Origin of the sequence: Halomonas sp. GFAJ-1, assembly GCF_000236625.2 — a bacterium.
Taxonomy (GTDB): domain Bacteria; phylum Pseudomonadota; class Gammaproteobacteria; order Pseudomonadales; family Halomonadaceae; genus Vreelandella.
Map to the genome: position 1 here is coordinate 34,559 of NZ_AHBC01000025.1, position 25,946 is coordinate 60,504.

The window sequence follows — 25,946 nt, forward strand, 5'->3', positions numbered from 1 at the left end:
TGAAAGTGGCCGCCTTTCGCGCTTGCGGTCACGCTACTGGCGTGAGCGCTTCGTCGGGGTGAACCAATGCTTGCCAGGCTTCAAAGGTGGTAAAAAACACCTGCCCGGTAAGTTCGCGATAAAGGTCGGTCCCTTTTAGGCGGTCCATAACGGGGCCTTTCACTTCGGCTAAGTGCAGCGTAGCGCCAGCATCTTTTAGCCGTCCGTTAATGGCTTCTAGGCTTTCTAATGCGGAAGCATCAATGATGTTGACGGCCTGGCAGGTCAGCACAATGTGTTTCAGCGACGGGGAGCGGGCGGCCAGCGCCATCACGGTGTCTTCCAGGTAGCGAGCGTTGGCGAAGTAGAGGCTTTCATCAATTCGCAGCATCGCCACATGCTCATCCGTCTCAACCTTATGCCGCTGCACGTTACGAAAGTGCTCAGTGCCCGGGACCCGGCCCACAACAGCACTGTGCGGCTGGCTGGTTCGGTAAAGGTGCAGCACCAGCGAGAGCACCACGCCACCTACAATGCCCACTTCCACGCTATGAAGTAGCGTTAACAGCAAGGTCGCCACCATGGCCATGCCATCGCTGCGGGAGTACTGCCATGTTCGCTTAACCGCGGGTAAATCAATCAACGTGCTTACCGCCACGATAATCGTAGCCGCCAGCGTCGCGGTAGGTAAAAACGCCAACAAGTCTGTTAACAACAGCGTCGCCAGCACAATCCCTAAGGCCGTGAATGCACCTGCCAGCGGCGTTGCGGCTCCTGCTTCAAAATTAACTACCGAACGGGAAAACCCACCCGACACCGGCGAACCACCGCTAACGCCAGCGCCCAAGTTCGCCATTCCCAGGGCAATCAATTCTTGGTTAGGGTCGATCCGCTGACGGCGTTTCGCCGCAAGGGTTTGCGCCACAGAAACCGACTCCACAAACCCAACTAGACTGATTAGCAGCGCCGCCGGCAACAACCCCACCCACAGCGATTGATCAAGGCTTGGCAGCGCAATAGCTGGCAAACCGCTGGGCACAAAGCCCACCACATCAACGCCGTGTTGATCCAAGCTGAAGCCCCAGGCCAGCAGCGTCGTAACCATTACCGCTGAGATTGGCGCGGCTTTCACGACGATACCGGAAACGCTGACAGAAGCCCCCAGCGCTATCAGCCACTGCTGTAGGTGTTTACGACAGACCAGCAAATAGCCCCACACGCCTAAACCAATCATTAACGTGATGACGTTCACCTGCTGCCACTGGCCGAACAGCGCCGCTAATAACTCAATTACGTTATGACCGGACGCCTCAACCCCTAAAATATGCTTGAGCTGACTAATGGCAATTAAAATACCTGAGGCGGTGATAAACCCTGAAATAACGGGATGGCTTAAAAAATTCACTAAAAAACCCAGCCGCAGTACGCCCATGGCAATCAAAATAAGCCCTGAAAGCGCCGCCAGCACCAGCGCGGCCCCAATGTATTCCGGGCTACCAGGTGTCGCAAAACCGCTTAACGCAGACGCTGTCATTAGCGCAGCAACGGCCACTGGCCCCACCGCTAAACTCGCGCTGGTACCAAAAATGGCATACAGCACTAGCGGCAGCATGCTGGCGTATAACCCCATTTCCGGGGGCAGCCCTGCCAACAACGCATAGGCCAGCGCTTGAGGCACTAGCATAAGCGTTACTATCACCGCTGCCAGCGCATCCCGAGAGAACTGCGCTTGCTGGTAGCGACGTAGCCAGCCGACTAATGGCACCCAACGCTCAAGTCTCATCTTGCGCACTCACGTAGTCACTCGCCCACCGCACACTCCGCGGCGATGTTCTATTCATTAGGCTGATTTTCTAACCCCTCGCGGTGCTCTTCCAAATCAAACCCTGCGGCTTTTGCAGCAGAGAAAAGCACGGCTAGGTCGCACTGTTCGGTATGGCGTTTGGCATACGCCCAAAGATGCGTTGCACGCTTTCCAGAGCGGCAAAACGCTAAAATAGGTCGGGGTAACTGCTGCATGGCCTGTGCAAATGCCTCTACATCCGCGGGGCGATAGTCACCGGGTGCTACCGGAATATGTACCCAGTGCAGGCCTATCGCTTCTGCTTTTTGGCGGTAGGCCGCTTCATCTGGAAACTCGTCACTTTCCCCAGCCTTGCAGTTGCAGATAACTGTTTTGAAGCCTTTGGCTTTAACGTCCTCTAATGCTTCAACGGTGAGTGACGACGTAATCTCGACACCCTTTTCTAACGGCTGTGTTTGCATAGCACTTCCCCTTTTTCATAGCTCTTGTTAAACACTTAATCCCACGCGGCGCCTGCTAAAGCATCCAGTGGAAACTTTACATAACGCTTAACGTTAGCTTCTGGCGACGGTAACCGCCCACCACGCGCATTGACCTGTAGTGCAGGTTACTCGTGCGCTGTTCAGCCACCGTACTTCCCCACTGCGGCTCGCGGCCATCAGGCGTATAGTAGTGCCCCGTAAACAGCCGGGCGGTATCGGGAAGCATCGGGAAGTAGCGTTGAGCATTATGCGTTCCTACGGGCTTCGGCATTAACAGGAATAACGATAGCTCATTTTGTTATATAATGCGAACCGTCATGCTCTATTATTCCAGTAGCAACGCTCAGCCTGCCATGAGGTGTACGGCTAGCGCGAAGCCAGCCAAGGCTAAAGCCTAGCTAGACCGCGCCAGCTTGTGTTGGAAGTAGCTGCAATGCTCAAAATACACGCACAAAAAATTCGTTTTTGGCTGGGATAGCGGCGGGCAAATGCACGTTCTGCACTCAGGGGGCTGCAGTTATTTTACGAATCAGGGTGAGAGCTCACCAATACAGGCTTGGAGATTCATCCGTTTATCCACATCTAGCAGGTTATCAAGGCGGTTAACGCACTCCATCCCAATCGTTTGCATAAGGTGACTGACAGATAAGTCGCTACGAACAGGAACACCCCCTTTGATTCAAGCTTAGTCGCGAATAGCGAAGAGCAACTCCTCCATGTTCATATTAAGAAATAGATGCGGAGTAGCCTTGGAAATCATACGGTCCGCGAGTAGCGATTTTCCTTCGGCGTTAGGTAGGCATCAAACGCCATGGCCAGGTTACGGATCATTAACCGACCCGAAGGCAGCACTTCGATTGCATCGTCGCGAAGGGCGATCAAGCCGTCAACAGCCATCTCTTCCAGGCTCGCTAGAGCACGGGCAAAGTAGCTGCGAAACTCGATCCCGTGGCGGGCCTCAATAGCAGCAAACTCAAGACGCCCATGACACATCAGGGTATTAATGACATCGCGGCGCAGGCGGTCATCATCGCTGAGCTGATAGCCACGAAAGACAGGTAAACGCCCCTCCTCCATGCGGTGCTGGTACTGTGCTGTCTCCTTGACGTTCTGACTGTAGGTGTCGCCCACCTTGCCGATGGAGGTAGTGCCCAACCCGATCATGTCGCAGTCAGCATGGGTGGAGTAGCCCTGGAAGTTGCGCTGCAGCGTGCCGTTTTCACGGGCGAGGCTCAGCTCGTCATCTGGCAGGGCGAAGTGATCCATACCAATGTAAACGTAACCGGCGGCGGTCAGGCGATTGATCGTGAGCTCAAGCAGCTCTATCTTCCGCTCTGGCGGCGGCATATCCTCAGGGCGAATCAACCGCTGAGCCTTGAACAGGTCGGGTAGATGGGCGTAGCTGTATGCGGCAATGCGGTCCGGTTTCAGGTCAATAATTTTGGCCAGGGTGGTATCGAAACTCGCTACCGTCTGCAGCGGTAGGCCGTAGATTAAGTCCACACTGACCGATTCAAAGCCGGCATCGCGAGCCGCTTGAACCAGCAAGACCACCTGCTCTTCGCTTTGAACGCGATTCACCGCTTGCTGCACCTCGTGATCAAAATCCTGCACGCCAAAGCTCAACCGATTGAACCCCAGCGCGTACAGTTCATACACCTGCGCTGGGGTTACGGTGCGCGGGTCTACCTCTAGCGAGAATTCTCGCTCTGCAGGTGCCGCAAAATGGAAGGCTTCGTCCAGCGCAGCCATTAGCTCGCCTAGCTGGGCGTTACTCAGGTAGGTTGGTGTGCCGCCTCCCAGGTGTAGCTGGGTCATCCGCCGGGTGCTATCGAATAGTGCCCCCTGAACGCGAATCTCCTGTTTTAGCCACTGGAGATACTCAGCCGCACGCTCGGTGTTGTGGGTGATGATCTTGTTGCAGGCGCAGTAGTAGCACAGGCTTTTGCAGAACGGGATATGCACGTAAACCGATAGTGGCTTTGGTTCTTCAGCCTGATTACTGCGCTGGGCAGCGCTACGGTAGTCGTCCTCAGCAAACGCCGCATGAAACTGCGGAGCGGTAGGATAGGAGGTGTAGCGGGGACCCGGCCGGTCATACTTTTCTACCAGGGGGCGGTTGAACAACTGCTCATCTAGCATAATAGGAAAAGGTCTCTGAAAAGGGTCCTTGAAAAAAGATCTTTAAAAAAGGTCTCTAGAAGTGAACGCAGCAAACGCTGGTTAATATTCATACAGTATACGTTTTAAAAGCCCCCCTGCACTTACCCTCACCTGCTCTCGATGCTTGCCAGTTACTCAACCATGACCTGAGTCAAAGAGCGGCAACAAATAGGCGACTCAAACACTCAGGCATGCACTGTAATATCGACGAGATCAGTCATACTCACCCATGTTCTCATTGCAACCTACTGAACATTCATACAACATGCTTTTTATGACTGGCTGACTTATAGCTTGATTACCCACGGAGCAACGCCAACTCCATGCATCTCACCCGATTCACTGATTATTCGATACGCGTATTGATCTTTCTTGCTGCCAAGGGAGAGGAGCGCTCTACTATTCATGAGATTGCCGAGACCTTTAATATATCGCGCAATCATTTGATGAAAATCGTTCAGGCACTTAGCCAGAAACAATACGTTACCGCTATTCGCGGCAAGAATGGCGGCTTACTGCTGACCCGCGACCCCGCAACCATTGTGTTAGGCGAGCTGGTACGGGAGATGGAGCATGACATGGCGTTAGTGGAGTGTTTTCATAGTGATAACGCCTGCACCATCACGCCAGCCTGTCGACTTCAATCGATTCTTAAGGATGCGTTGTCCGCATTTCTAGACGAACTAGATAGCTACACACTGGCTGACTTGTTGGGCAATCAACAACCTCAGCTGGCGCAACTTATGCGCATTCCTACCGTCAGTGCTTAGCACTCTCTAACCTCCTGCCCGTCGACGCGCGCCTGCATTAATGGCAACGTGTAGTGCACGAGAAATATAACGTAGGCCAAGCACCAGAAGATGATGCTTAGCGTGTAGGCCCAGTGGGTGATCTGGGGAAATAGCGCCAACATGGCTGAACGCATGACGGCTGCTATTAACATCAGCCCCAGCGCTACGCCGATTCCCGGCAGGGCGCGTATTGGTCGACCGGTGTGGCCTAGTGACACCCGAGCCATCATCGCTAACATCATAACGCCCATTCTCCCAATACTTAGCGCGTGAATTGCAAGCTCAGTGCGCATTAGCCTCATAAGCGCTAATACCCACATGACGAGGCCTAAAGGAATGAAGGCGTAGCTGCCATGCAACCCCCATAGCAATGGTTCGCGCCAGCTGTGCAGCCCACCCCAGCGTGCCATGCGAAGTGTGTTGGCCAATGCCGCTAAAACCATCGCCCCACCCATTAACATCGTAGGAACGGCAACGCCCAGCATGATGGCCAACTGCAATAATACGACGCCCGCCGTACTCGCCAGCGTAACACCTTCCAGTACGGGAATCGGCGCTGGCTTGGGCCGCCCTAAACGGTTGGCGGTAAACATAGCAATCACCCGCCCGCCTACGACGGTCATTAAAAGCGTGATCAACAGCACAGCTAAGTAGGCCGCTTGGCGAATCAACTCGGCATTGCCATTCATCAACCCCAAGTGCATCGCCAGATTAGCCATCGCAAATAGCGCCAGCACAGGGATGAAGATCAAATTGCGCCAACGCTTCGCGGTGATCACTAATTTCGCCATCACGATGGCAACCACCGGCAGAAACGCAAGGTCGACCATCAGTACTAGCCAGCCCGGCAACGCCATGGGAAAGGCCATTAGCAGCCGCCCTAACAGCCATAACCCTACTAGCGCCAACAGCGGCCCGCCGCTTAAGCTTGGCAATCCAGTCCAGTTGCGCACCGCCGTTAGTAAAAACCCCGCAACCACCGCCGCCGCAAAGCCGAATAACATTTCATGCTGATGCCAAAAAATTAGGCCGCCATAGGGGCGCAAAAGGGTATTGCCGTGCCAGAACGCTAACCACACCAACATCGATGCCACGCTGAACAGCGCAGCCAGTAGGAAGAAAGGCCTAAAAGCTAGGCGCACAAATGGCAGATGCTTAAGCGTGGAGGCGGGCTGGGATGAGGCGGTCGTTGGCATGGCATAATCACGACTAATTTACTTGGAAATATCATTGTGCGCCTCGCAACCATCGAAAACTATGACAAGCATCAAAAATACATCTTATAGTTTTTAAATGCGCTAGCCGCCCCTAATGGCGGTCGCCGCTTCAATATTGCCAGTACCCAGCAGGCGAGTGTCTTAATTCGCTCTTTTATTCTGGAACCCAAGGATGGCGACACAGCGGCCGATCATGAGCTTGGTCAATATATCGGCGTGCGTCTCACGATTTTCGCGTACCGATAAGCCTTTTATAGCGTTGCCATAGCGCTCCATAACTACCTGCCACATATTAAAAATTAGCGTTCTGAGGCAGTATGACGAAACAAGTTTTTTAGGGCTAGGTAGCTTTGGGGCATGCTCTCACCTCGCCCAACTCCTTTTAATACTCCTTGATGATTAATTATCTCATTCTTAAAACAAGGAAAAACGCCATCAACAATTCGTCCAAAGCAACTAAATTAAACATTATTAACCTTTTTTGATTGCCATTCTTTAGGCTTAATTACATGATGCTAATCGTGGTTTCCGCAGCCAGCATCTATAACAATGAAAATCATTAGATTTTAAATACCCGGGGCATTTTATGTACCACGAATATCCCTTACTCGAAGCTCAACAGGAAATCCACGATCTCGCCGCTGCGGGCGCTCCTCTTACTAAAACATTGGCAGCTGTAGCCGAATGGGCAGAACGTATGCTGCCCCAAGCGCTGGTTTCTATCATGCGCTTTGACCCGGCTAACAATACCTTAAGTTTGGTTGCTAACCGCCACTTCTCACCCGCCTACACTGCCCACATGCAAGCGCTTATGATTGGTCCAGCGGTGGGGACATGCGGAAGAGCTGCTTTTGAAAAACAGCTAGTGGTGACTGAAGATATTGACCTAGAACCCCACTGGACAGCCTTTAAGGAAGTAGCCTTAGCAGAGGGGCTTCGAGCCTGCTGGTCAGTGCCTATTCTCTCGACTCAGGGGGAGTTACTCGGCACCTTCGCCACTTATTACAGGCACCCTGCCTCACCCACGCAAGAAGAGCAGAACCATCTTGCCCACAGCGCCAGTCTCGCGGCCCTTGTGTTACTGCGCCACCGCGATAAACAGCAGCACCGCATGCAATCAGAATGGCACCGCTCACTGTTTGTTAACCACCCTGACGGTGTGTATGAATTCAACCTTGAGGGTCATTTTCAACGTTGTAATACCGCGCTTGAGCGCATTACGGGCTACGCTACATCCGAGCTTATCGGCTTACACTTTAGCCAATTCATCGCGCCCAATTTTCGCGAATCAACCCAACAAGCGTTTAACACCGCTTGCCGTGGCGAGGCCATCACCTACGAAACCCTGGGAAGGCATGCCAATGGGCACTACTACTCGCTGGAAATCACTAATTTCCCAGTGATTATTGATGACATTATTGTAGGTGTTTATGGCGTATGCAGAGACGTTACTACCCGAAATAAGCAAACCGATGAACTAAGACTGCTAAAAAGAGGCATGGAAGCTAGCCCCAGCGGCATTATCATGGTGGATGCGCAGCAAAACGGCATGCCTATCGTCTTCGCTAATCCCGCTTTCTATCGTATTACCGGCTACACACCTGACGAGGTTATCGGCAACAATAGCCGTTTTCTACGCGGCCCTGATACCGGGCCCGAAGCGACTGAAGCCATACGAGACGCGATGCGCGAAAAGCGCGATATCAGTATTACCCTGCTCCATTACCGTAAAAATGGGCAGCCCTTCTGGAACCATCTTGTCGTTAGCCCCGTCTTCGACCCTGGGGGCAAATGCACGCACTACATCGGCATCCACCAGGACATTACGCACGAGAAAAAGCAGGAAGCAAAACTGGCCTACCAGGCCACGCATGATTTGCTCACCGACTTGCCCAATTATTCAGCGTTTACCGAGCAGCTATCTACCGTATTTGAGCAACACCAGCGGGGAAACCACGGCACCTTAGCAGTTCTACATCTTAATCTGGACGGATTTAAAGCCATTAACGATGGGCTGGGACACCTAGTTGCTAATCAAGTATTAGTAACGGTTGCCCGCCGCCTTGAAGGGATGATTAGCCACCCAGATATGCTGGCTCGCCTGGTAGGGGACGAATTTGCCATTCTTCTAGCAGTTAAAAAAGGCCACACCGCTGCAATTGTTAGCTTAGCTGAGCGTATTTTAACCACCCTGGCAGAACCCGTTGCCTTGGAAGGAGAGCTGATACATATCAGCGCCAGCATTGGCATTGCTTGCCATACGCCTTCTATTCAAGAGCCTTACAGCTTGCTACAACACGCCGACTTAGCACTAGAGCAAGCCAAACGGCAGGGGCGAAACACGTGGCAGTGGTACCGGGGTCGTAAAGCCGAAAACGTTAAGTACAATGTGGCCATGCGTCACGAGCTGCATACCGCACTCTCAGCTGGGGATTTTGTACTTTACTACCAACCTATAGTGGATGCCGTCAGCGGATGCATACGCAGCATCGAAGCCCTAGTTCGTTGGCAACACCCGAGCCTGGGCTTGGTATCCCCAGGTGAGTTTATACCCCTAAGAGCAAACCGGGCAGATCATTCCCCTGGGGCGCTGGGTGCTCCTGCAAGCCTGCCGGGATATAGCAGCGCTCAATGCCCAGAGTGAGCGCATACTCCCCGTTGCCGTTAATATTTCTTCATTACAGTTTTGCCGGGAAGGCTTTCTTAATGAAGTGAAACACGCCTTGCACATATCTGGATTACAGGCGGAGCAGCTTGAGCTTGAGGTAACAGAGAGCGTACTACTAGACGGAACAGGCCCCATTATTGCACTGATGGAAACCCTTACTTCCATGGGCGTACGTATAGCTTTAGATGACTTTGGCACCGGCTTTTCAAGCCTAAGTTACTTATGCGATTTGCCCACTCATAAAGTCAAACTAGATCGCAGATTTGTACAAGAGGCTCAAAAAAACCGCCGCATGGCGGCGATTGTACAAGGCGTTATCACCATGGCGCATCATATGGATATGATAGTGGTCGCCGAAGGCATTGAAACGGCAGAACAGCAGCAAGATTTATCACGCAGGCACTGCGACCTGCTTCAAGGGTACTTATTTGCACGCCCCATGCCGCTACATGAACTGCAGCAGCTTCCGGATCTATTAATGAGCGCGCCCCTACACCTCTCTTAAACGCTTATATCGCCCGCGAGCGTCACTCCAACCAACATGAGGTTTACGCTGCATATTGAACCAGGGGCGTACTGCAACGCGCCGCGCTCTTTTAGTTTAGTTTTTACCTGGTTGCGCTAGCGTAACGGCTGTGGACGGGTAAAATGCCAACGTTACCTGCTACTCAATGCTTATAAGCACCTGCATCTTATGAATAATTATGCGTCACCCGTTCACCTGTACGACGTCGTGTACATTATTATCCCCCGGTTGCACCGGGCGCAAAAACTAGTTAATAACACGCTAGATGCGTTGATTGATACGGCTAAGAACCCTAACGATTTACATACCCGTTTAGAACAGCGTCGAGCATTCACGCTGGAACTGCAGGCCACCCTCACCAATCTGGAACACCTTCTGGAGCGCTACCGCGCCGATGTTCAGACGCTACTTAAAAGTAACGGAAGCAGTGGCAACCGAGCTATCACCACCGATGAGATGGAACAAGACGCGATTGAACGAGCGAAAGATATTTATCAAAAGGTAGTGGCGTTTCAAACCGGGCGCCGCAGCGTGCCTTGGTAAGCGTGTGTTAAGAGGGTATAAGCTTTTCGCCTGTCCTATTTTTAAGGAATTGCTATGTTATCGGAGTGGTTGTCCCAAGTAGTGCTTCCCTGGGTATTGGCCGGTGTGATGATGACCATGGGCCTGAATCTGACTAAAAACGACTTTCTACACACCTGTCGCCACCCGGGCCGCTTAATGCTAGGCACCAGCCTACAGATACTGGCATTGCCGTTGCTCGCATGGGGCATAGTAGCCTTGCTACCGCTTTCGCCGTTAGCCGCGGCTGGATTGTTGCTGGTATCGCTGGTGCCTGGGGGCGCAACTTCAAACATGTTCAGCTATCTCGTACAGGGAGATTTAGCGTTATCCGTCAGTTTAACCGCCATTGCGGCGGTACTTGCCCCCTTTACGCTGCCGTTGATTATGGGCTGGAACCTAGAGTTTCTCGGCTTAAGCAGTGCCGGACTAAGCCTCCCCTACTGGCCAACCGTAGGCAAGCTGCTGCTAGTGACCCTGGTGCCTGTGCTCGCGGGCATGCTCCTGCGATGCTTACTAAAGGAAACACTGCTGAACTGGCTACTGCCCAAAATAAAGATGTTAACTGGCGTGGCGATGATTGGGGTGGTGGTCGCGCTGTTCGTTAGCCATGCTCAGCGCCTACCCCCGCTGCTCAGCGTTGAAACATTGGCGGTGCTGCTACTGTGCGTGTTGAGCATGGCGTTGGGCCACCAAGTGGCACGCCGCTTACGCCTACCACATGCCAGTGCCCGCGCCATTACTGTTGAGGTTGGCGTGCAAAATGCGGGGGTAGCTATGATGGTCGCTTTTGCGCTGCTTCAGCAGCCCGGCATCGGTTTGGTTCCCCTGCTTTATGGGCTATTAATGAACGTACCGGTGTTTTTATGGATGTTCGCCTGCCTATGGCGAGACCGCCAGCGCACCGCGTCTATACGCTCAGCGAACAACACGTAGATTAGCCGCTGCGCTATACGCAAAAGGCTCCCCCTAGGGGAAGAGCCTTGTGATTAATGGCCGCATGCTACTCGCTGACGGCTACTAAAACGTTAGATAAACCGACCCAGCCCTACCGCTGAACGCAAACGATCCATCGTCACTGCTGCTTCTTCTCGGGCACGCTCGGCCCCTTTCTGAAGCACAGCTTCAATATGAGCGGGGTCTTCCATCAGTGCGTTATACCGCTCACGAGGTGCACTTAAATGCGCGTTTAGGTACTCAAATACGTGGTTTTTGGCATCACCCCAACCGATCCCTTCTGCATACTGCCCGCGCATAGCGGCTACTTCTTCAGTGCTAGCAAAGGCAGAGAATATTTGAAATAGAGTGCAGGTATCCGGGTCTTTGGGTTCGCCGGGCTCCAGCGAGTTGGTTTTAATTTTACGCACTAGCTTTTGTAGCTTTTTCTCGGCAGAGAAAAGCGGAATGGTGTTGTTGTAGCTTTTGGACATTTTGCGCCCGTCCAGCCCTTTTAACACTTCCACTTTTTCATCGACTACAGCTTCAGGCTGCACAAAATATTGGCCTTTAAACAAATGATTAAAGCGATTGCCAATATCGCGCGCCATTTCAATATGCTGAATTTGGTCACGCCCTACCGGTACTTTATTGGCGTTAAACATGAGGATATCAGCCGCCATTAGCACGGGGTAACTAAACAGCCCCATCGTGATGCCTTTATCGGCGTCTTGATCACCGGCCGCTTCATTCTCAGCAACCGCCGCTTTATAGGCGTGGGCACGGTTCATCAACCCCTTGGCAGAGACACAAGAGAGCATCCACATCAGCTCAGGGATTTCTAAAATATCCGACTGCCGATAAAAAATAGCATTGTCGGTATCCAGCCCCAACGCCAGCCACGTCGCGGCGATCTCCAGGCGAGACTCCTGCACGCGCTTAGGGTCTTGGCACTTGATCAGCGCATGGTAATCAGCAAGGAAATAGAACGACTGAACATTCGGGTCTTGGCTGGCCTCAATGGCAGGCTTAATCGCCCCCACATAGTTACCAAGATGCGGCGTTCCTGTCGTGGTAATCCCGGTCAGCACGCGGGTTTTGGCTGTCTGACTCATAATGTGGATCCGGCTAAATAAAGGTCAAAAAAGGTACGTCATTGTACACTTAATGCCAAATCACCGTCGCGTTTGTTGGTGGAGTGATTACTTCCTCATTTGATTCAATCTCTTCAAGGCGAATAAAGATAGGTAGACTTTGTGCTAGCAGTGCTTCAGCACCACTTTCAGTTATTTGTATAACTGCACCGAGAGCCATTACCCATGGCTGGCCTTCGCGCTCAACGGGAATTAATAAGCAGGACTTCTGCGGACAGCCACTATCTAGAATAGTAGTTGCACTGTGAGAGGCATAATCTTCCCAATGTATGCTTCGTTCGTTACTAACTAGGGGTGGATCATCCCATGCAAGGCTATTGAAGCGTGTTATTGCTTGAGAAGCGGCTATTTCAGCCCGCATTTGCGCTAGCGTTGCAGCGCGATAATTACTGGCTAAACGTTCGTCAACCAAAGCCGTCTGCATACTGACCACGCCTATCATCAATGCACTCGCTAATAGTGCCATCACTACCACTAGCGCAGCGCCCTGCTGTTGGCTCTCCATGCCTGAGGCCTCCCTTGATCACCCTAATTTAGTATGCTGTTGCGGTGAGTAATATGGAAGTAGATATCACGCCCTTCCGGCCCCAGGGGTAGAGTCACGACGCTCATTACGCTATTACTCGGCTCAGCAATCCCTAGTGATTGTGTTCTTTCACACTGGCCTCCACCTAATTTAACAAACGTCACTAGCGGCTCTGCTGCCTGCATATCTTGAACGGTACAGCGGCAAAGGGGCTCGACAGTATCGCACTGCAGGCGAAACAGCGCTTCTTCATCATTTTCAATAGCATGATGACTTCTTAAGGTGTCCGCTATCGTAGCAGCGGTATAAATCAGGGCCTCTTGTTGGCGACCCAGCGTATCTATCTGCCTAAAAACGTGGAAAGTTGATAAGCATAGTTGGCCAGCGCCAAGAATAACCACGCTGCTAATCACCATGGCTACCAGTAACTCTGTTAGCGTAAAACCGCGCTGCACATCCATGAGCACGCCACCTTACGATTGGGAGGGTAAACTAAAGTTATAAACTAATTCACCAGCATCATCATTCGCCGCCGTTAACAAATAAACGGTGATAGTAAACTGACACCCAAGGCCAGATAGCTGACTGCGTGATGCATCTGCATGAGTAAGCACCGCCGTTTCTGGATGAGTGAACCAGTGATTTTTCCAGGCGGACTCTACGGTACTAAGAGGGATATCGCTGCATGCACCGCTACCCGCAAAAGCCGCCCAAATTCTTTCCTGGGCATCAATAGCAGCCACATTAGCCAACGCATGCTGATAACCCGAGTGGGCACTTTGTAGCGCTTTAAGCTGCATAGCCGCCACACTGATCAGTCCAACGGAAAGAATCACCAGCGCAACAAGCGACTCCACCAGTGAGAAGCCTTGTTGACGACTCATTTACCAACACGCCTCAGGCAAACGCTCACCCAGTGCGTTTAATGTAATATCGCTAGCACAACCATCAGAGCGTGAAGCGGTAGCGGTAATTAGAAAACCACCGTCATTAACGCTGCCAGAGTCTGCCGAAATCGTGTAATTACCGTCTGGTGAGGTGGGCGTAATAGTACAGTCTGTATAGGTATATTGGCGCGAGTAGCAACGCTCCAGCTCGGAAGCGGCTTGCAACAAGCCTGCTTTACCATCGGTGCGTAACGAGCTTTCCACGTAGCGCATATAGCTTGGATAGCCTATGCCAGCGATGATGCTAATAATCGCAACCGTAATAAGCATTTCAATCAGTGTAAAACCGCGCTGATGATTTTTATGATTTTTTCTTTGATGACCAGCGTAACGAATAAAAAGATAGAGCACTGAAGTTTTCCTGAATCGGCTAAATCATACTTCGAGTATGTCGTAAACCGATACCGTTTGCATCACCCGCTTACAATCACTTGCTCACGCAGCTCTTTAGGCATAGAAAAAGTAATATTTTCCTCACGCCCCTGGAGTTCAACAGGTACCTCTGCGCCAAGCGTTTGCAGCTTATCAATGACGCCTTTCACCAATACTTCTGGCGCGCTGGCACCCGCTGTTACGCCAATACGGCTAACGCCCTCAAGCCATGCTGGCTCAATTTGGTCAGCATTATCGATTAAATAGGCAGGCGTGCCCATACGCTCAGAAAGTTCGCGCAGGCGATTGGAGTTGGAGCTATTGGGGCTGCCAACGACCAAGACCAAGTCGCTATCCGCCGCTAATTCGCGCACTGCATCCTGGCGGTTTTGAGTGGCATAACAGATATCATCTTTGCGCGGCCCCTGAATCTCTGGGAATTTCTCCCGTAGCGCGTCGATCACTTTAGCAGTGTCGTCCATCGAGAGCGTGGTTTGGGTCACAAACGCCAGCGTAGAAGGGTCGTTGACCCCTAGCTTCGCCACATCCTGCTCATCTTCAACCAAGTAGATCTGGCCACCGTGGGAGGTATCGTAACGCCCCATGGTACCTTCGACTTCCGGATGGCCTTCGTGACCAATCAAAATGCACTCCTGTCCACGCTTGGCGTAGCGCAGCACTTCCAAATGCACTTTGGTAACCAACGGGCAGGTCGCATCGAAGACTTTAAGGCCGCGCTGCTCAGCCTCCTGTTGTACGGCACGAGAAACACCGTGGGCCGAGAAAATCACGATCACGTCATCGGGCACTTCATGGAGTTCTTCGACAAACACGGCCCCCCGCTCGCGTAAGGTTTCAACCACAAAGCGGTTATGAACCACCTCGTGGCGCACATAAATGGGCGGGCCAAAGACATCAAGCGCGCGGTTGACGATGTCGATCGCACGATCCACGCCAGCGCAAAACCCGCGTGGGTTCGCCAGCTTAATCTGTATTGGCTGAGAGGACTCTGATGACTGCATAAAAGCGCCTTGATGCAACCTGCATCGCCGGTTAAGTGAAAACTCGTTATTACAATCAGTGTTTGGTGATGGGCGTAACGTTTAGCACATCCACTTCAAACGTCAACGTACGCCCCGCCAATGGGTGATTAAAATCAACCTCTACTCGGTCACCGTCAATGGTTTTGACCACGCCAGGCAACTCCGTTCCCGCTTTATCGGCAAAGGACATCACCATGCCAATCTCTGGCTCTTCATCACCAAAATCAGCACGCTTCAGGGTTTGGATATTTTGCGGATTATGCTGCCCAAAAGAGTGCTCAGGGGTAATCTGAAACGACCCGCTCTGACCAGCGGCCATGCCTTTAATCGGGTGCTCAAAGCCGGGCGGCAAGTTGCCATCGCCATACTGGAAGGTGGCAGGGGTTTTCTCTTTGGTGGAATCGACTACCGTGCCGTCTTCCAGCTTCAGCGTGAAGTGCAGGGTAATTTCCATACCGTCGTCGATCAGGTAATCCATAACGTTCCTCACGGTCGTATGCAAAGATTGTATCAGCGATATAGATAGGCGCCGTTACGCCGCTTTTTTGCGGCGTCGATCACCCATTATCGACTCCCAAATTAACCCTATTGCCCCCAGCGTAATACCGATGTCCGCCACATTAAAGGCAGGGTAATACCAGCCAGCAGCGTGGAACGATAAAAAGTCCACCACGTAGCCGTGTACTAAGCGGTCATAGAGGTTACCCAGGGCACCGCCAATAATCAGCGGCAGGGCAATCGCTAACAGTTTTTCATCGGCCCTCAGGCGGGAAAGCCAGATGGTCAAACCAATGCTGGCACCTACGGCAACCGTGGCAAAAAACCAGCGCTGCCAGCCGGGGTGGTCTGCCAAAAAGCTAAACGCAGCACCTGGATTATGCAGTAGCGTCAGGTTAAAAAATGGCAGCACCTCAACGGGCTGGGCGTAGTTTAAAAAGTGACTAGCCATATATTTGGTCAGCAAGTCCAACACGATGACTGCCACGGCCAGCCAAAGCCAGCGCAGCGGGCGCCCCATGGGCGGCCGCTGCTGTTGATCGTTCATCGTTGATGCGGCATTAGGCATAGTAACGAATCTCGCCGCTACCTTCAGGCAGGTTGCTGATGCAGCGACCGCATAGATCCGGATGCTCAGTATGAGTGCCTACATCAGCACGGTGGTGCCAGCAGCGCTCGCACTTCTGGTGTTCGCTTCCGCTAACCGCCACTTTCAAACCTTCAAGCTCGGTGCTTTCAGCATTGGCGGCATCCGCTAGCGGTGCGAGATGTACTTCACTGGTGAGCATAACGAAGCGCAACTCGTCGCCCAGCTTGGCAAGCGTGGCGTTCAGTTCATCGCTGACGTAAAGCGTGACTTCCGCCGCTAGGCTACCTTTGATGACTTTGGCATTACGGGCATCTTCCAGGCACTTGTTCACCGAGTGCTTCACTTCCAGCACTTGCTCCCAGAAAGCACGGCCTAACTCAGCACTATCATCTAAGGTTCCAAGACCGGTGTAGTAGGTTTCCAGCAGGACGCTGTCGCCACGCTCGCCGGGAATATGCTCGTAAATCTCTTCGGCGGTAAACGACAGAATTGGGGCAACCCAGCGGCTTAGCGCTTCGACCACATGATAAAGCGCCGTTTGCGCGCTGCGGCGGGCCAGCGAATCCGTTTGGGTGGTGTACTGGCGGTCTTTGATGACATCCAGGTAGAAACCGCCTAACTCGCGTGCACAGAAGCCATGCACCTGCTGGTACACATCCAAGAAACGGTACTCTTCATAGGCTTTTTCGATGCGCCCCTGTAGTTGTGCCGCGCGGTCGACTACCCACTGATCCAACGCCAGCATATCGCCAAAGGCCACTTGATCTTTCGCCGGATCAAAACCGTTCAGGTTAGAAAGCAAGAAGCGTGCGGTGTTACGGATGCGGCGGTACACATCGGCGGTGCGCTTCAAGATTTCATCAGACACCGCCATTTCACCGGAGTAGTCGGTCGAGGCAGTCCACAGGCGCAGAATGTCTGCGCCCAGCTTATCCATTACGGTTTGCGGCGCAACCACATTGCCAATCGACTTCGACATCTTGCGACCCTGGGCATCGACCGTGAAACCGTGGGTCAGCAGCTGACGGTACGGCGCATGGCCGTCAATCGCTGCGCCGGTCAGTAGCGACGAATGGAACCAGCCACGGTGCTGATCCGACCCTTCCAGGTACAGGTCAGCACGCGGACCGCTTTCATGGCCATGGGGGTGCGAGCCGCGCAGTACATGACGGTGCGTGGTACCAGAGTCAAACCAGACATCCAAGGTATCGGTGACTTTGTCGTACTCATCCGCTTCAGCACCCAAGAGCTCAGCAGGGTCGAGCTTAAACCACGCCTCAATACCCTCTTGCTCTACGCGCTTGGCCGCCTCTTCCATCAGTTCAACTGTATTGGGGTGCAGCTCGCCGGTTTGCTTATGCAGGAAGAACGGAATCGGCACGCCCCAGTTGCGTTGGCGAGAGATGCACCAGTCCGGACGATTGGCAATCATGCTATGCAAACGCGCCTGCCCCCATGCAGGGGTAAACGCGGTGGCCTCAATGCCTTCCAATGCCCGTTCGCGTAGGGTTTTGCCATCTTTCCCTTTGATATCCATGCCCACAAACCACTGGGCGGTAGCACGGTAAATCACCGGTGATTTATGGCGCCAGCAGTGCATATAGCTGTGCTTGATGGGCGTATGCGCCATCAGCGCGTTCACTTCGCTCAGCTTCTCGACGATATGCGGGTTGGCTTTCCAGATCATCTGTCCGCCGAAGAACGGCAGGTCATCCGCATACACGCCATTACCCTGCACCGGGTTGAGCATGTCGTCAAAGCTCATGCCATGCTCGCGGCAGGTGATGAAGTCATCCATACCGTAGGACGGCGCGGAGTGAACGATGCCCGTGCTGCCTACCTCAGACTCAACGTAGTCCGCTAGATACACCGGCGAAAGACGATCGTAAAACGGGTGACGGAAGTTAATCAGGTCCAGCGCCTTACCTTGGGCAGTAGCGATAACGCTACCGGTCAGCCCAAAACGCTCTAAACAGCTTTCCACCAACTCTTCTGCGAGCAGTAGCAGACGTTCGCCAGTGTCGACTAGCGCGTAGGTAAACTCAGGGTGAACGTTCAGCGCCTGGTTAGCGGGAATTGTCCAAGGCGTGGTGGTCCAGATGACCACTGCCGCAGGCTTGGGCAATTCGTTTAGGCCAAAGGCCGCTGCCAGTTTGTCGGCATCTTCTACGGGGAAAGCCACGTCGATAGCGTCCGATTTTTTATCGGCGTATTCAACTTCCGCCTCTGCCAAGGCCGAGCCGCAATCAAAGCACCAGTTAACCGGCTTTAAGCCTTTGAACACGTAGCCCGCATCGACCATATCCGCCAGCGCACGAATTTCGCCTGCTTCGTTGGCGTAATCCATCGAGCGATACGGATGATGCCAGTCACCGATAATCCCCAGGCGCACAAAGTCAGCTAGCTGGGTTTCGATCTGGGCACCGGCGTAGTCACGGCACAACTCGCGGGCTTTATCCGCAGCTAAGTGCTTACCGTGGGTGGTTTCTACCTTGTGCTCAATGGGCAGACCGTGGCAATCCCAGCCCGGCACGTAAGGTGCGTCGAAACCTGCCAGGTTCTTGGATTTAACAATAATGTCTTTGAGGATTTTATTAACGGCGTGACCGATATGAATGCTGCCGTTGGCGTAAGGAGGGCCATCGTGCAGAACAAACAGCGGCGCGCCTGCCCGAGTGTCGCGCAGGCGCTGATATAGGTCCATATCCTGCCATTTTGAAACGCGCCCTGGCTCCTGCTTCGGCAGCATGCCGCGCATGGGAAAGTCGGTTTCTGGCAAGTTTAGCGTGTGCTTATAATCCATAGTCCGGTCAGCCGTCGTTAGCATCGGCGGGGTCATCCGCCGAAGAGAAATCAGAAGAAATCGTATTTGAAGACATCGACTCACGCCCAAGCGGGGCCGAGGCCAGCGGAAGAGAATTCATGCAACCAGCATCCGCTGCCGCGAAATAGCGGCGCGCTCTGGCCTGATCGTGTTCAATTTGCGTTTTTAGCGCGTCAAAACTGTCAAACTTCGCTTCCCCGCGTAACTTTGCACAGGGGTAAACCGTCAACCGCTGGCCGTAAAGATCGCCGGAGTAGTCCAACAGGTGCACTTCCAGCGTGGGCCGTTCAGCCCCCACCGTCGGCCTAAGCCCGACATTCGCCACCGCGGGGTAGCGCTGTCCATTAGCCAGCTCGGCCACCACAGCAAACACGCCACGCAGCGTTAACGGCAGAGGCATCAGCGGCAGGTTAGCGGTGGGCACACCAATAGTGCGCCCTAACTGCTGATCGCGTACCACACGACCATGCAGCGAATAAGGCCTGCCTAGTAGACGCGCGACCGCGTCAAAGTTTCCGCTTGCCAGCAAGGTACGTACTCGCGTGCTGGAGACCCGTTCGTCATCGACTTTAAAGGTACGTGTATGCTCAACGCCAAACCCTGCCACTTGCCCGACCGTTTCAAGCAGGTTGAAATCACCTTTGCGGTCACAGCCAAAGCGGAAGTCGTCGCCGACCACTAAGTGCTTAACCCCTAAGCCTTCAATCAGCACCTGATCGATAAACTCACGTCCGGTTAGGCTGCGCAGCGTATCGTTAAACGGCAAACACAACACCTGTTCGGCGCCGTGGTCACGCAGTAAGCGTACTTTCTCACGCAGGCGGGTGAGCCGTGGCGGGGCTTGGTCTCCGGCAAAGAACTCCCGCGGCTGAGGCTCAAACACCACGACGGTCAGCGGCACATTCAGGCGTGCAGCATGCTCACGACACTGTTCCAGGATCGCCTGATGGCCGCGATGCACCCCATCGAAATTACCGATAGTCGCAACGCAGCCACGTTGAGCCGCTGTCAGATTGTGCAGTCCTCTAATGACGCGCATGGCACCTCTTGCCGTTTTAAAAGCGTTTGCCGTTTAAAAGCGTTTGATTATAACGAAGGCGCTGATTAGGTGCAGGCGAAGATTACCTTCACTCTCATCTTAACCACTCTTTTTTCGCCTTAGCTATTCATCTTAAAGTGACGCAGCCGCAGGCCAAGCGCTGTCAGCCATACAAAATAGAGCCCGCCCCCGAGAACCACTAACCCCGCTACCCAGCGAATACGCTGCCACAGTTCAAAATCAAGCCAAGCCTGCCAATCGGGGGCTGCAAGATAAAGGGCAATACTCATCAGTGCGCTACCACCTACCAGCTGGACTGCGTAACGCCCCCACCCCGGCTGGAAGACAAGCACCTTTTGGCGGTAAAGCAGGTAACCTAACATGCCGGCGTTTAAAAACGCTGACAGCGCGGTGGCCAGGGCCAAGCCAGCGTGGGCTAATGGCCAAACCAGTATCAGGTTAAACACCATGTTGGCCACCATGGCGATAATGCCTACCTTCACCGGGGTTTTCGTATCCTGACGGGCAAAAAAGCCCGGCGCTAACACCTTAATCAGCATAAAGGCCACCAACCCAAAGGCGTAGGCCCGCAGGCTCATGGCGGCCATTTGAATATCGTGGTCGGTCATCGCCCCATAGTGGAACAGCGTTATCAAAAACGGCTCGGCTAATACGGCCAGCGCCAAGGCGGCAGGCATGCCCAGTAGCAGCACCACCCGAATGGCCCAGTCCAGCATCGCCGAGAAGTGTTCGGTGGATTTATCCGCGTGGCGCTTAGAGAGCGCGGGCAAAATAATCGTGCCAATCGCCACACCGAAAACCCCCAGCGGCAGCTCAACCAGCCTATCCGAGTAGTAGAGCCAGGACACGCTACCTGCCACCAGTAACGACGCCAAGATAGTATCTAGCAGTAGATTTATCTGCGATACCGAAACGCCAAACAGCGCGGGAGCCATGAGCTTTAAAATACGCTTCACACCGTCATGGGCAAAATTGGGCCATGGCGTAGGCAAAAGCCCCAACCGGAGCAAAAACGGCACTTGAAACGCCAACTGGGCAGCACCTGCGATGAGCACCCCCCAAGCAAGCGCCATGGCGGGCTCTTTCATCAGCGGCATTAAAAACAGTGCTGCGCCAATCAACGAAAGGTTGAGCAGCACCGGGGTAAAGGCAGGCACCGCAAAGCGGTTCCAGGTATTCAGCACACTTCCCGAGAACGCCGTTAACGAGATAAGCAGTAAATAGGGAAACGTCAGGCGCAGCATATCGGCGGTCATCGCCAACTTTTCTGGGTCGCGGCCAAAGCCAGGGGCAAACACCCACACCAGCCAAGGCGCCGCTAACATCGCAAAGGCGGTTATTAGCGCCAGCATAGCCGTTAAACTGCCCGCCACCGCATTTAGCAGCTCGCGGATCTCCTGCTTACTGCGCTGGGTGGAGTACTCGGAAAGCACCGGCACAAAGGCTTGGTTAAACGCTCCTTCGGCAAACAAGCGGCGCAAAAAATTGGGAATCTTAAACGCCACAAAAAACGCATCAGCACCGTTTCCCGCGCCTAGAAAGGTGGCCACCACCACATCGCGTACCAAGCCCATCACCCGCGAGAGCATTGTCATGGCGCTAACCACTAACCCCGAGCGCATTAGCCCTCGGCGCTGGGGAGGCATGTTAGCTTGGGGTGGCGTGTTCGCGGTCATCACTCAATCCATAGAGACACAGGGTTGCCTTGGGCGGTGCTTTAGACACAAAAAAACCGGCCGCAGCCGGTTTTTTATAGGGCGTCTGCCGACTTACGCCGCCAGAGCCTTAATGCGCTTGTTCAAGCGACTTTTCAGACGTGCTGCTTTCTTTTTAGAAAGAACGTCTTTGTCAGCGATACGGTCAACAACCGGCTGCATGACTTTGAACTCTTCCATTGCTTTGCCATGGTCGCCGGTGTTGATCGCTTTGATCACACGCTTAATGTAGGTGCGGACCATGCTGCGCTGGCTAGCTTTCAGGACGCGACGAGTCTCGGCCTGGCGGGCGCGCTTGCGTGCTTGCTTGCTGTTCGCCACAGGTATCTCCTTGGAGAATAAAGGTTGCCGCCAATAAACGGCAACGGATTAACTATGTGTTTGTCGGCTAGGCATTTGCCAAAGCGCGACGTTTCCGTAACAACCAATTGATTTGAAAGGATTTTAAGCGCTTCCAAATAGTGTAACGAGCAGTCTAAAGGCTGCCCGTTCACGGGTCTTGTCTGAGAGGATGGCATAGTCTATCACGCGCAAAGCGGCCTTACTAGCAACTGTCAATACCTTTTAGAAGCTATACACCGGAATAGCGGGGTCACGCATCATCTCTGCGATTTCGCCCGGCGCGGCAACGCCCACTCCGTCAAGCAGATCCTCTTGGGTGTAATCGGTGTTGGGCAAATAGATCGCGCATACGTCCACAGTCACCCCTTCACCCATCAACATTTGCAGCATACCTTCTGGTTTAACCTCTCCAGCAGGGTTGCTTGGCGGGGTCTTTACCGCCTCGTCACTGGAGAAACCTTCTACCGCCAAATCGCCAGCAGCATCGCATAGCAGGATGTGTAAGTCAGCGCCCTGTTGACGCATGGCATTGCCTAAAATCATCGCCATCGTTTGTGTTTGCACGGCGTCACTGGTCAGCACCATCAGTGCCTGATCACCCTGCTCACCATGTTGATCTGCTACTGCCAATGCCGGTAATGCCAGCGCCAGTGAACCTGCTATAAATGTCAGCTTACGCATCGTCTCTTCCTTTCATTAATCATAAAAAAGCGTGTTTTAACGCGTTGTCGTTACTGCGATTCATACCATGCAACGTCCGGGTCAATTTCATAGCTCCAGGGCAACCCTGAATTACGCCAGCCATCCCGCGCCCGCACACCCTTGGAGTCACCTTCAGAAAGCGTGCCACCTTCAAAACCGTCACTTACAGAATAGACTTCTGAGAACCCCATCTCGGCAATGGCGTCCGCCGCAGGAGCGCTTCGCGTCGCGCCTGAGCGACACATAACGATAATCGGGGTATCTGCACTGGCGCGATGCGCCTCAAGGGCAGCCGCCACCTGAGCCTCAAAGTCGGTGTTACGCACCATTGGCCACGTACCGCCCTCTTTATCAAACCGCGCGGTGTCTGCTAACACCCAGGGCACGTGGATATCAGTAGGCTCAGCAAACCCCGTAAATTTGATTTCAACCGGATCCCGCACATCAATGAGCAGTGCGCTTTCATTTTGCTCCAGCAGCTCAAACGCTTCTCGGGCCGTCACGTATAACCCTAAAGTTGTCTCTCTATAGGCAGGGGCATCGTCTGCGTTAACCACGCCAGCACCCCCGGCCAGTAAGGCAAGTGAAGCAGCTAGCCCTACTAAGCCTCGTGACAAAGAGGATGACCCTAGCGCCAACGCGTTTTTGTAGGCGCCTTTATCTACACAGCCAGTCATAACAAAAACCTCTAATTAAATAACTCATTTGAATATGCTAGTACAAATAGCGCTGGGTGCAACTGTGGCGTGTTGTCACTCGACAAAAGCATGAGCCATGTCAAAAAACACAGCGTATCGGTTCGCTACGCGTCGCTGCAGCGGGGTTTATTTCTACCTGCTTCCTTGAATCCACTCGTTGCTGCCTGCATATCCATCTGTAACCTTTATTCATGCGATGCAGAGTTTACCCATGTCCATTATTGATCCCCGTACCGGCAACCCGCTTACTGCGGAGCCCGCCAACACCGCTAGCGCAGGAGAGAGTGCGAACGCACCCACTGAGCGCCCTTCAGTCACCCCTGAAGAGGTCATCATTGAGTTAAACGCGTCGAATATTCAGCAGGTGCTGGAAGCTTCTATGCAGGTGCCGGTATTACTAGGCGCCTACTCCCCCACCGACAACACCTGCAGCACCCTACTTGCAGTGCTGGATAAACTGGCGGTTGAGTACGCAGGCGCGTTCTTGTTGGCCAAGTTAGACATCGCGGCAAATCCAGAGATTGGCGGGCAGCTTGGCGTACGCTCGGTTCCCGATGTAAAACTGGTTAGCCAAGGCGGCTTAGTGGATGGCTTCCAAGGTGCGCTGCCAGAAAAAGAGGTGCGTGAGTGGCTAAACCGTTACTTCCCCGCGCCGGGTGATGCGCCCCCCAGCCCCGAAGAGCAAGCAGAAGAAGCGCTGAATGCCGGCGATATCGCCGCCGCACGGGAGATTTATCAATCCCTGGTCAGTCAGTACCCGGAGCACTACGCCTATCAGGTCGGCCTCGCCCGCGCCTTGGTGGCTGAAAAGCGTGGTGATGATGCCCGTAGCGTGCTGGATAACCTGCCCCCTGAAGAGCGCGATGCGGCCCCCGCACGCGGGGTACGCGCCAGTATAGAGTTTAGCGAGCAGGCGCTTTCCAGCGAAGAAGTCGCGGCGCTAGGTGATCGCCACGACAGTGAGGCGCAGTACCAACGTGCGCTGCGGCAGGTGGCGGATGGCCAATACGATGCAGGGCTAGAAGCACTGCTGGCGTTAATGAAGCAGGACCGCGCCTATAACGACGACGCAGCACGAAAAACGTTGCTGCAGGTATTTGATGCGCTTGGCGCCGACCACCCGCTTACCGTCACCTATCGGCGCAAGTTGTTCACACTGCTTTATTAATCAAGCTTTTAACAGCCGATCCATGCGCACTAACGCCGCTTCCAGCTGGGAAGCGGTGGTGCCAAAGTTAAGCCGCACAAACCCTGGGCAGCCAAACGCAGCGCCATCGGAAAGTGCTACACCCACCTGCTCAAGCAGTGCTTTAGCAGGCGAATCACCTAACCCCGCTTGACGCATATCGAGCCACGCTAAATAGGTGGACTCAGGCGGGCTTAGCGCCACCCCAGGCCATGATGCGACGCGCGCCTCTAAGCTAACGCGATGCTCCCGCAAGACCTCCAAAAGCGCCTGACGCCAGGACTCACCGTTACGATACGCCGCCTCCGCAGCAACTAAACCCAGCACGTTGCCATCTGGCAAAAAGCCTTTCGTGGCCGCAGCGAAACACTTACGCAGCGCAGCGTCCGGAATAATCGCGCAGGCGCTGGTAAGACCTGCAAGATTGAACGTTTTTGATGGCGCCCACAGCGTGATGGTTCGTTTAGCTAACTCAGGAAACATCGCGGCCAAGGGCCGATGACACGCATCTTTATCCAACAAAAGATCGCAATGCAGTTCATCAGAGACTACCCACAGGTCGTGGCGCTCTATCAGCTCCGCCAACTGGCTAAGCTCGTCCTCACGCCACACCCGCCCGGTAGGGTTATGCGGATGACACCATAGCAGCAGCCGAGTTTGCGGGGTGATGGCGGCTTCGAGCGCGTCAATATCCAGCTGCCAAGGCTCGCCAGCAGCCGCTGGCTCGGCTAACATCGCCTGTTGTGCTAACCGCCCCGTACGTTCGGCAACCGCCAAAAACGGTGGGTAGATGGGCGCAATGGTAAGCACGCCCTCCCCGGGCTGAGTCAGCGCCATGGCAGCAAAATGTAGCGCTGGCACGACCCCGGGTAGCCACAACTGCCAGTCAGCGTCAATGGGCCAATCGTAATGGCGCGCGCTCCACTGGCAAAGAGCTGCTGTTAGCGTAGCGGGAACTTCGCCATAGCCGTAAACACCGTGCTCAACCCGCGCTTTTAGGGCATCAACCACCGCCGGTGGGGAGCGAAAATCCATATCCGCTACCCATAACGGCAGTACCTCAGCATCATAACGGTGCCACTTTTGCGATGCATACCCCCCTTCGGGGTGGCGCCGCTCAACGGGCGTGGCAAAATCAAACGCCATAACGAATCTCACTTATT

Annotated in this window: 26 protein-coding genes; 6 read left to right on the plus strand and 20 right to left on the minus strand. The window is 53.7% G+C overall.

Features of this window, described 5'->3' with window-relative positions:
- Positions 1-28: 28 nt before the first annotated feature.
- From MOY_RS06705 to hemN, 4 genes are all read right to left on the minus strand, one after another.
- Entirely contained in the window at positions 29-1,762 is a 1,734-nt protein-coding gene (locus MOY_RS06705) for a SulP family inorganic anion transporter (RefSeq protein ID WP_009097936.1), read from the minus strand.
- Between the two features lie 50 nt (positions 1,763-1,812).
- Positions 1,813-2,244: a TIGR01244 family sulfur transferase gene (locus MOY_RS06710; RefSeq protein ID WP_009097939.1), complete on the minus strand. Its 432-nt coding sequence runs from the start codon at positions 2,242-2,244 to the stop codon at positions 1,813-1,815.
- A 76-nt stretch (positions 2,245-2,320) separates the two neighbouring features.
- Entirely contained in the window at positions 2,321-2,536 is a 216-nt protein-coding gene (locus MOY_RS16895) for a hypothetical protein (protein WP_009097940.1), read from the minus strand.
- 485 nt (positions 2,537-3,021) lie between these two features.
- Positions 3,022-4,407 carry an oxygen-independent coproporphyrinogen III oxidase gene (gene hemN / locus MOY_RS06715; protein WP_009097942.1) on the minus strand — a complete coding sequence of 462 codons (1,386 nt, stop codon included), beginning with the start codon at positions 4,405-4,407 and terminating at the stop codon, positions 3,022-3,024.
- A gap of 344 nt (positions 4,408-4,751) precedes the next feature.
- Between hemN and MOY_RS06720 the strand changes: the two genes are divergently transcribed.
- Positions 4,752-5,198, plus strand: a complete 447-nt coding sequence (locus MOY_RS06720; RefSeq protein WP_009097944.1) for an Rrf2 family transcriptional regulator — start codon at positions 4,752-4,754, stop codon at positions 5,196-5,198.
- Here the strand turns inward: MOY_RS06720 and MOY_RS06725 are convergent.
- The gene (locus MOY_RS06725; RefSeq protein WP_009097946.1) at positions 5,195-6,415 is read right to left on the minus strand and encodes an NnrS family protein; all 1,221 of its coding nucleotides are present in this window, start codon (positions 6,413-6,415) and stop codon (positions 5,195-5,197) included. The genes MOY_RS06720 and MOY_RS06725 overlap by 4 nt on opposite strands.
- Positions 6,416-7,022: 607 nt before the next feature.
- Here MOY_RS06725 and MOY_RS06730 point away from each other — a divergent pair.
- The 4 genes from MOY_RS06730 to MOY_RS06740 all read left to right on the plus strand — a co-directional run bounded on the left by MOY_RS06730 (position 7,023) and on the right by MOY_RS06740 (position 11,127).
- Positions 7,023-9,080, plus strand: a complete 2,058-nt coding sequence (locus MOY_RS06730) for a sensor domain-containing diguanylate cyclase (RefSeq protein WP_250645361.1) — start codon at positions 7,023-7,025, stop codon at positions 9,078-9,080.
- Positions 9,031-9,609: an EAL domain-containing protein gene (locus MOY_RS17660; protein WP_250645362.1), complete on the plus strand. Its 579-nt coding sequence runs from the start codon at positions 9,031-9,033 to the stop codon at positions 9,607-9,609. Before MOY_RS06730 ends, MOY_RS17660 begins: the two co-directional genes overlap by 50 nt.
- A 189-nt stretch (positions 9,610-9,798) precedes the next feature.
- Positions 9,799-10,173 (plus strand): hypothetical protein, encoded by a 375-nt coding sequence (locus tag MOY_RS06735; protein ID WP_009097948.1) that lies wholly within the window; start codon positions 9,799-9,801, stop codon positions 10,171-10,173.
- Between the two features lie 54 nt (positions 10,174-10,227).
- Positions 10,228-11,127 (plus strand): bile acid:sodium symporter family protein, encoded by a 900-nt coding sequence (locus tag MOY_RS06740; protein WP_009097950.1) that lies wholly within the window; start codon positions 10,228-10,230, stop codon positions 11,125-11,127.
- A gap of 92 nt (positions 11,128-11,219) precedes the next feature.
- Here the strand turns inward: MOY_RS06740 and MOY_RS06745 are convergent, their stop codons facing one another.
- The 14 genes from MOY_RS06745 to MOY_RS06810 all read right to left on the minus strand — a co-directional run bounded on the left by MOY_RS06745 (position 11,220) and on the right by MOY_RS06810 (position 23,576).
- Complete coding sequence (locus tag MOY_RS06745) at positions 11,220-12,242, minus strand: tryptophan--tRNA ligase (RefSeq protein ID WP_009097952.1); 1,023 nt, start codon at positions 12,240-12,242, stop codon at positions 11,220-11,222.
- A gap of 49 nt (positions 12,243-12,291) precedes the next feature.
- Entirely contained in the window at positions 12,292-12,786 is a 495-nt protein-coding gene (locus MOY_RS06750; RefSeq protein ID WP_009097953.1) for a pilus assembly PilX family protein, read from the minus strand.
- Between the two features lie 23 nt (positions 12,787-12,809).
- Entirely contained in the window at positions 12,810-13,268 is a 459-nt protein-coding gene (locus MOY_RS06755; protein WP_009097955.1) for a PilW family protein, read from the minus strand.
- A gap of 12 nt (positions 13,269-13,280) precedes the next feature.
- The gene (locus MOY_RS06760) at positions 13,281-13,691 is read right to left on the minus strand and encodes a type IV pilus modification PilV family protein (protein WP_009097957.1); all 411 of its coding nucleotides are present in this window, start codon (positions 13,689-13,691) and stop codon (positions 13,281-13,283) included.
- Positions 13,692-14,105 carry a type IV pilin protein gene (locus MOY_RS06765; protein ID WP_009097958.1) on the minus strand — a complete coding sequence of 138 codons (414 nt, stop codon included), beginning with the start codon at positions 14,103-14,105 and terminating at the stop codon, positions 13,692-13,694.
- A 62-nt stretch (positions 14,106-14,167) separates the two neighbouring features.
- Positions 14,168-15,148: a 4-hydroxy-3-methylbut-2-enyl diphosphate reductase gene (gene ispH, locus MOY_RS06770; RefSeq protein ID WP_009097961.1), complete on the minus strand. Its 981-nt coding sequence runs from the start codon at positions 15,146-15,148 to the stop codon at positions 14,168-14,170.
- 55 nt (positions 15,149-15,203) lie between these two features.
- On the minus strand, positions 15,204-15,647 hold the full coding sequence (gene fkpB, locus MOY_RS06775; RefSeq protein WP_009097963.1) for an FKBP-type peptidyl-prolyl cis-trans isomerase: 444 nt from the start codon (positions 15,645-15,647) through the stop codon (positions 15,204-15,206).
- A 54-nt stretch (positions 15,648-15,701) separates the two neighbouring features.
- On the minus strand, positions 15,702-16,235 hold the full coding sequence (gene lspA, locus MOY_RS06780; RefSeq protein WP_009097964.1) for a signal peptidase II: 534 nt from the start codon (positions 16,233-16,235) through the stop codon (positions 15,702-15,704).
- Positions 16,228-19,059, minus strand: coding sequence for an isoleucine--tRNA ligase (gene ileS, locus MOY_RS06785; protein WP_193391957.1), 2,832 nt, complete (start codon positions 19,057-19,059; stop codon positions 16,228-16,230). The genes lspA and ileS overlap by 8 nt, the downstream gene beginning before the upstream one ends.
- Positions 19,060-19,066: 7 nt before the next feature.
- Positions 19,067-20,119 (minus strand): bifunctional riboflavin kinase/FAD synthetase, encoded by a 1,053-nt coding sequence (gene ribF / locus MOY_RS06790; protein ID WP_035540299.1) that lies wholly within the window; start codon positions 20,117-20,119, stop codon positions 19,067-19,069.
- A gap of 119 nt (positions 20,120-20,238) precedes the next feature.
- A complete protein-coding gene (gene murJ / locus MOY_RS06795) occupies positions 20,239-21,816 on the minus strand; it encodes a murein biosynthesis integral membrane protein MurJ (RefSeq protein ID WP_009097972.1) in 1,578 nt (525 codons plus the stop codon).
- A gap of 93 nt (positions 21,817-21,909) precedes the next feature.
- Positions 21,910-22,176, minus strand: coding sequence for a 30S ribosomal protein S20 (rpsT, locus tag MOY_RS06800; RefSeq protein ID WP_009097974.1), 267 nt, complete (start codon positions 22,174-22,176; stop codon positions 21,910-21,912).
- Between the two features lie 243 nt (positions 22,177-22,419).
- A complete protein-coding gene (locus MOY_RS06805; protein ID WP_009097976.1) occupies positions 22,420-22,878 on the minus strand; it encodes a DsrE family protein in 459 nt (152 codons plus the stop codon).
- Positions 22,879-22,928: 50 nt separating this feature from the next.
- Positions 22,929-23,576: a rhodanese-like domain-containing protein gene (locus MOY_RS06810; protein WP_009097977.1), complete on the minus strand. Its 648-nt coding sequence runs from the start codon at positions 23,574-23,576 to the stop codon at positions 22,929-22,931.
- A 232-nt stretch (positions 23,577-23,808) separates the two neighbouring features.
- On the opposite strand from MOY_RS06810, the gene MOY_RS06815 reads away from it, so the two are divergent.
- On the plus strand, positions 23,809-24,765 hold the full coding sequence (locus MOY_RS06815; protein ID WP_009097979.1) for a co-chaperone YbbN: 957 nt from the start codon (positions 23,809-23,811) through the stop codon (positions 24,763-24,765).
- Here the strand turns inward: MOY_RS06815 and MOY_RS06820 are convergent, their stop codons facing one another.
- Positions 24,766-25,929, minus strand: a complete 1,164-nt coding sequence (locus tag MOY_RS06820; protein ID WP_009097981.1) for a MalY/PatB family protein — start codon at positions 25,927-25,929, stop codon at positions 24,766-24,768.
- Positions 25,930-25,946 lie beyond the last annotated feature (17 nt).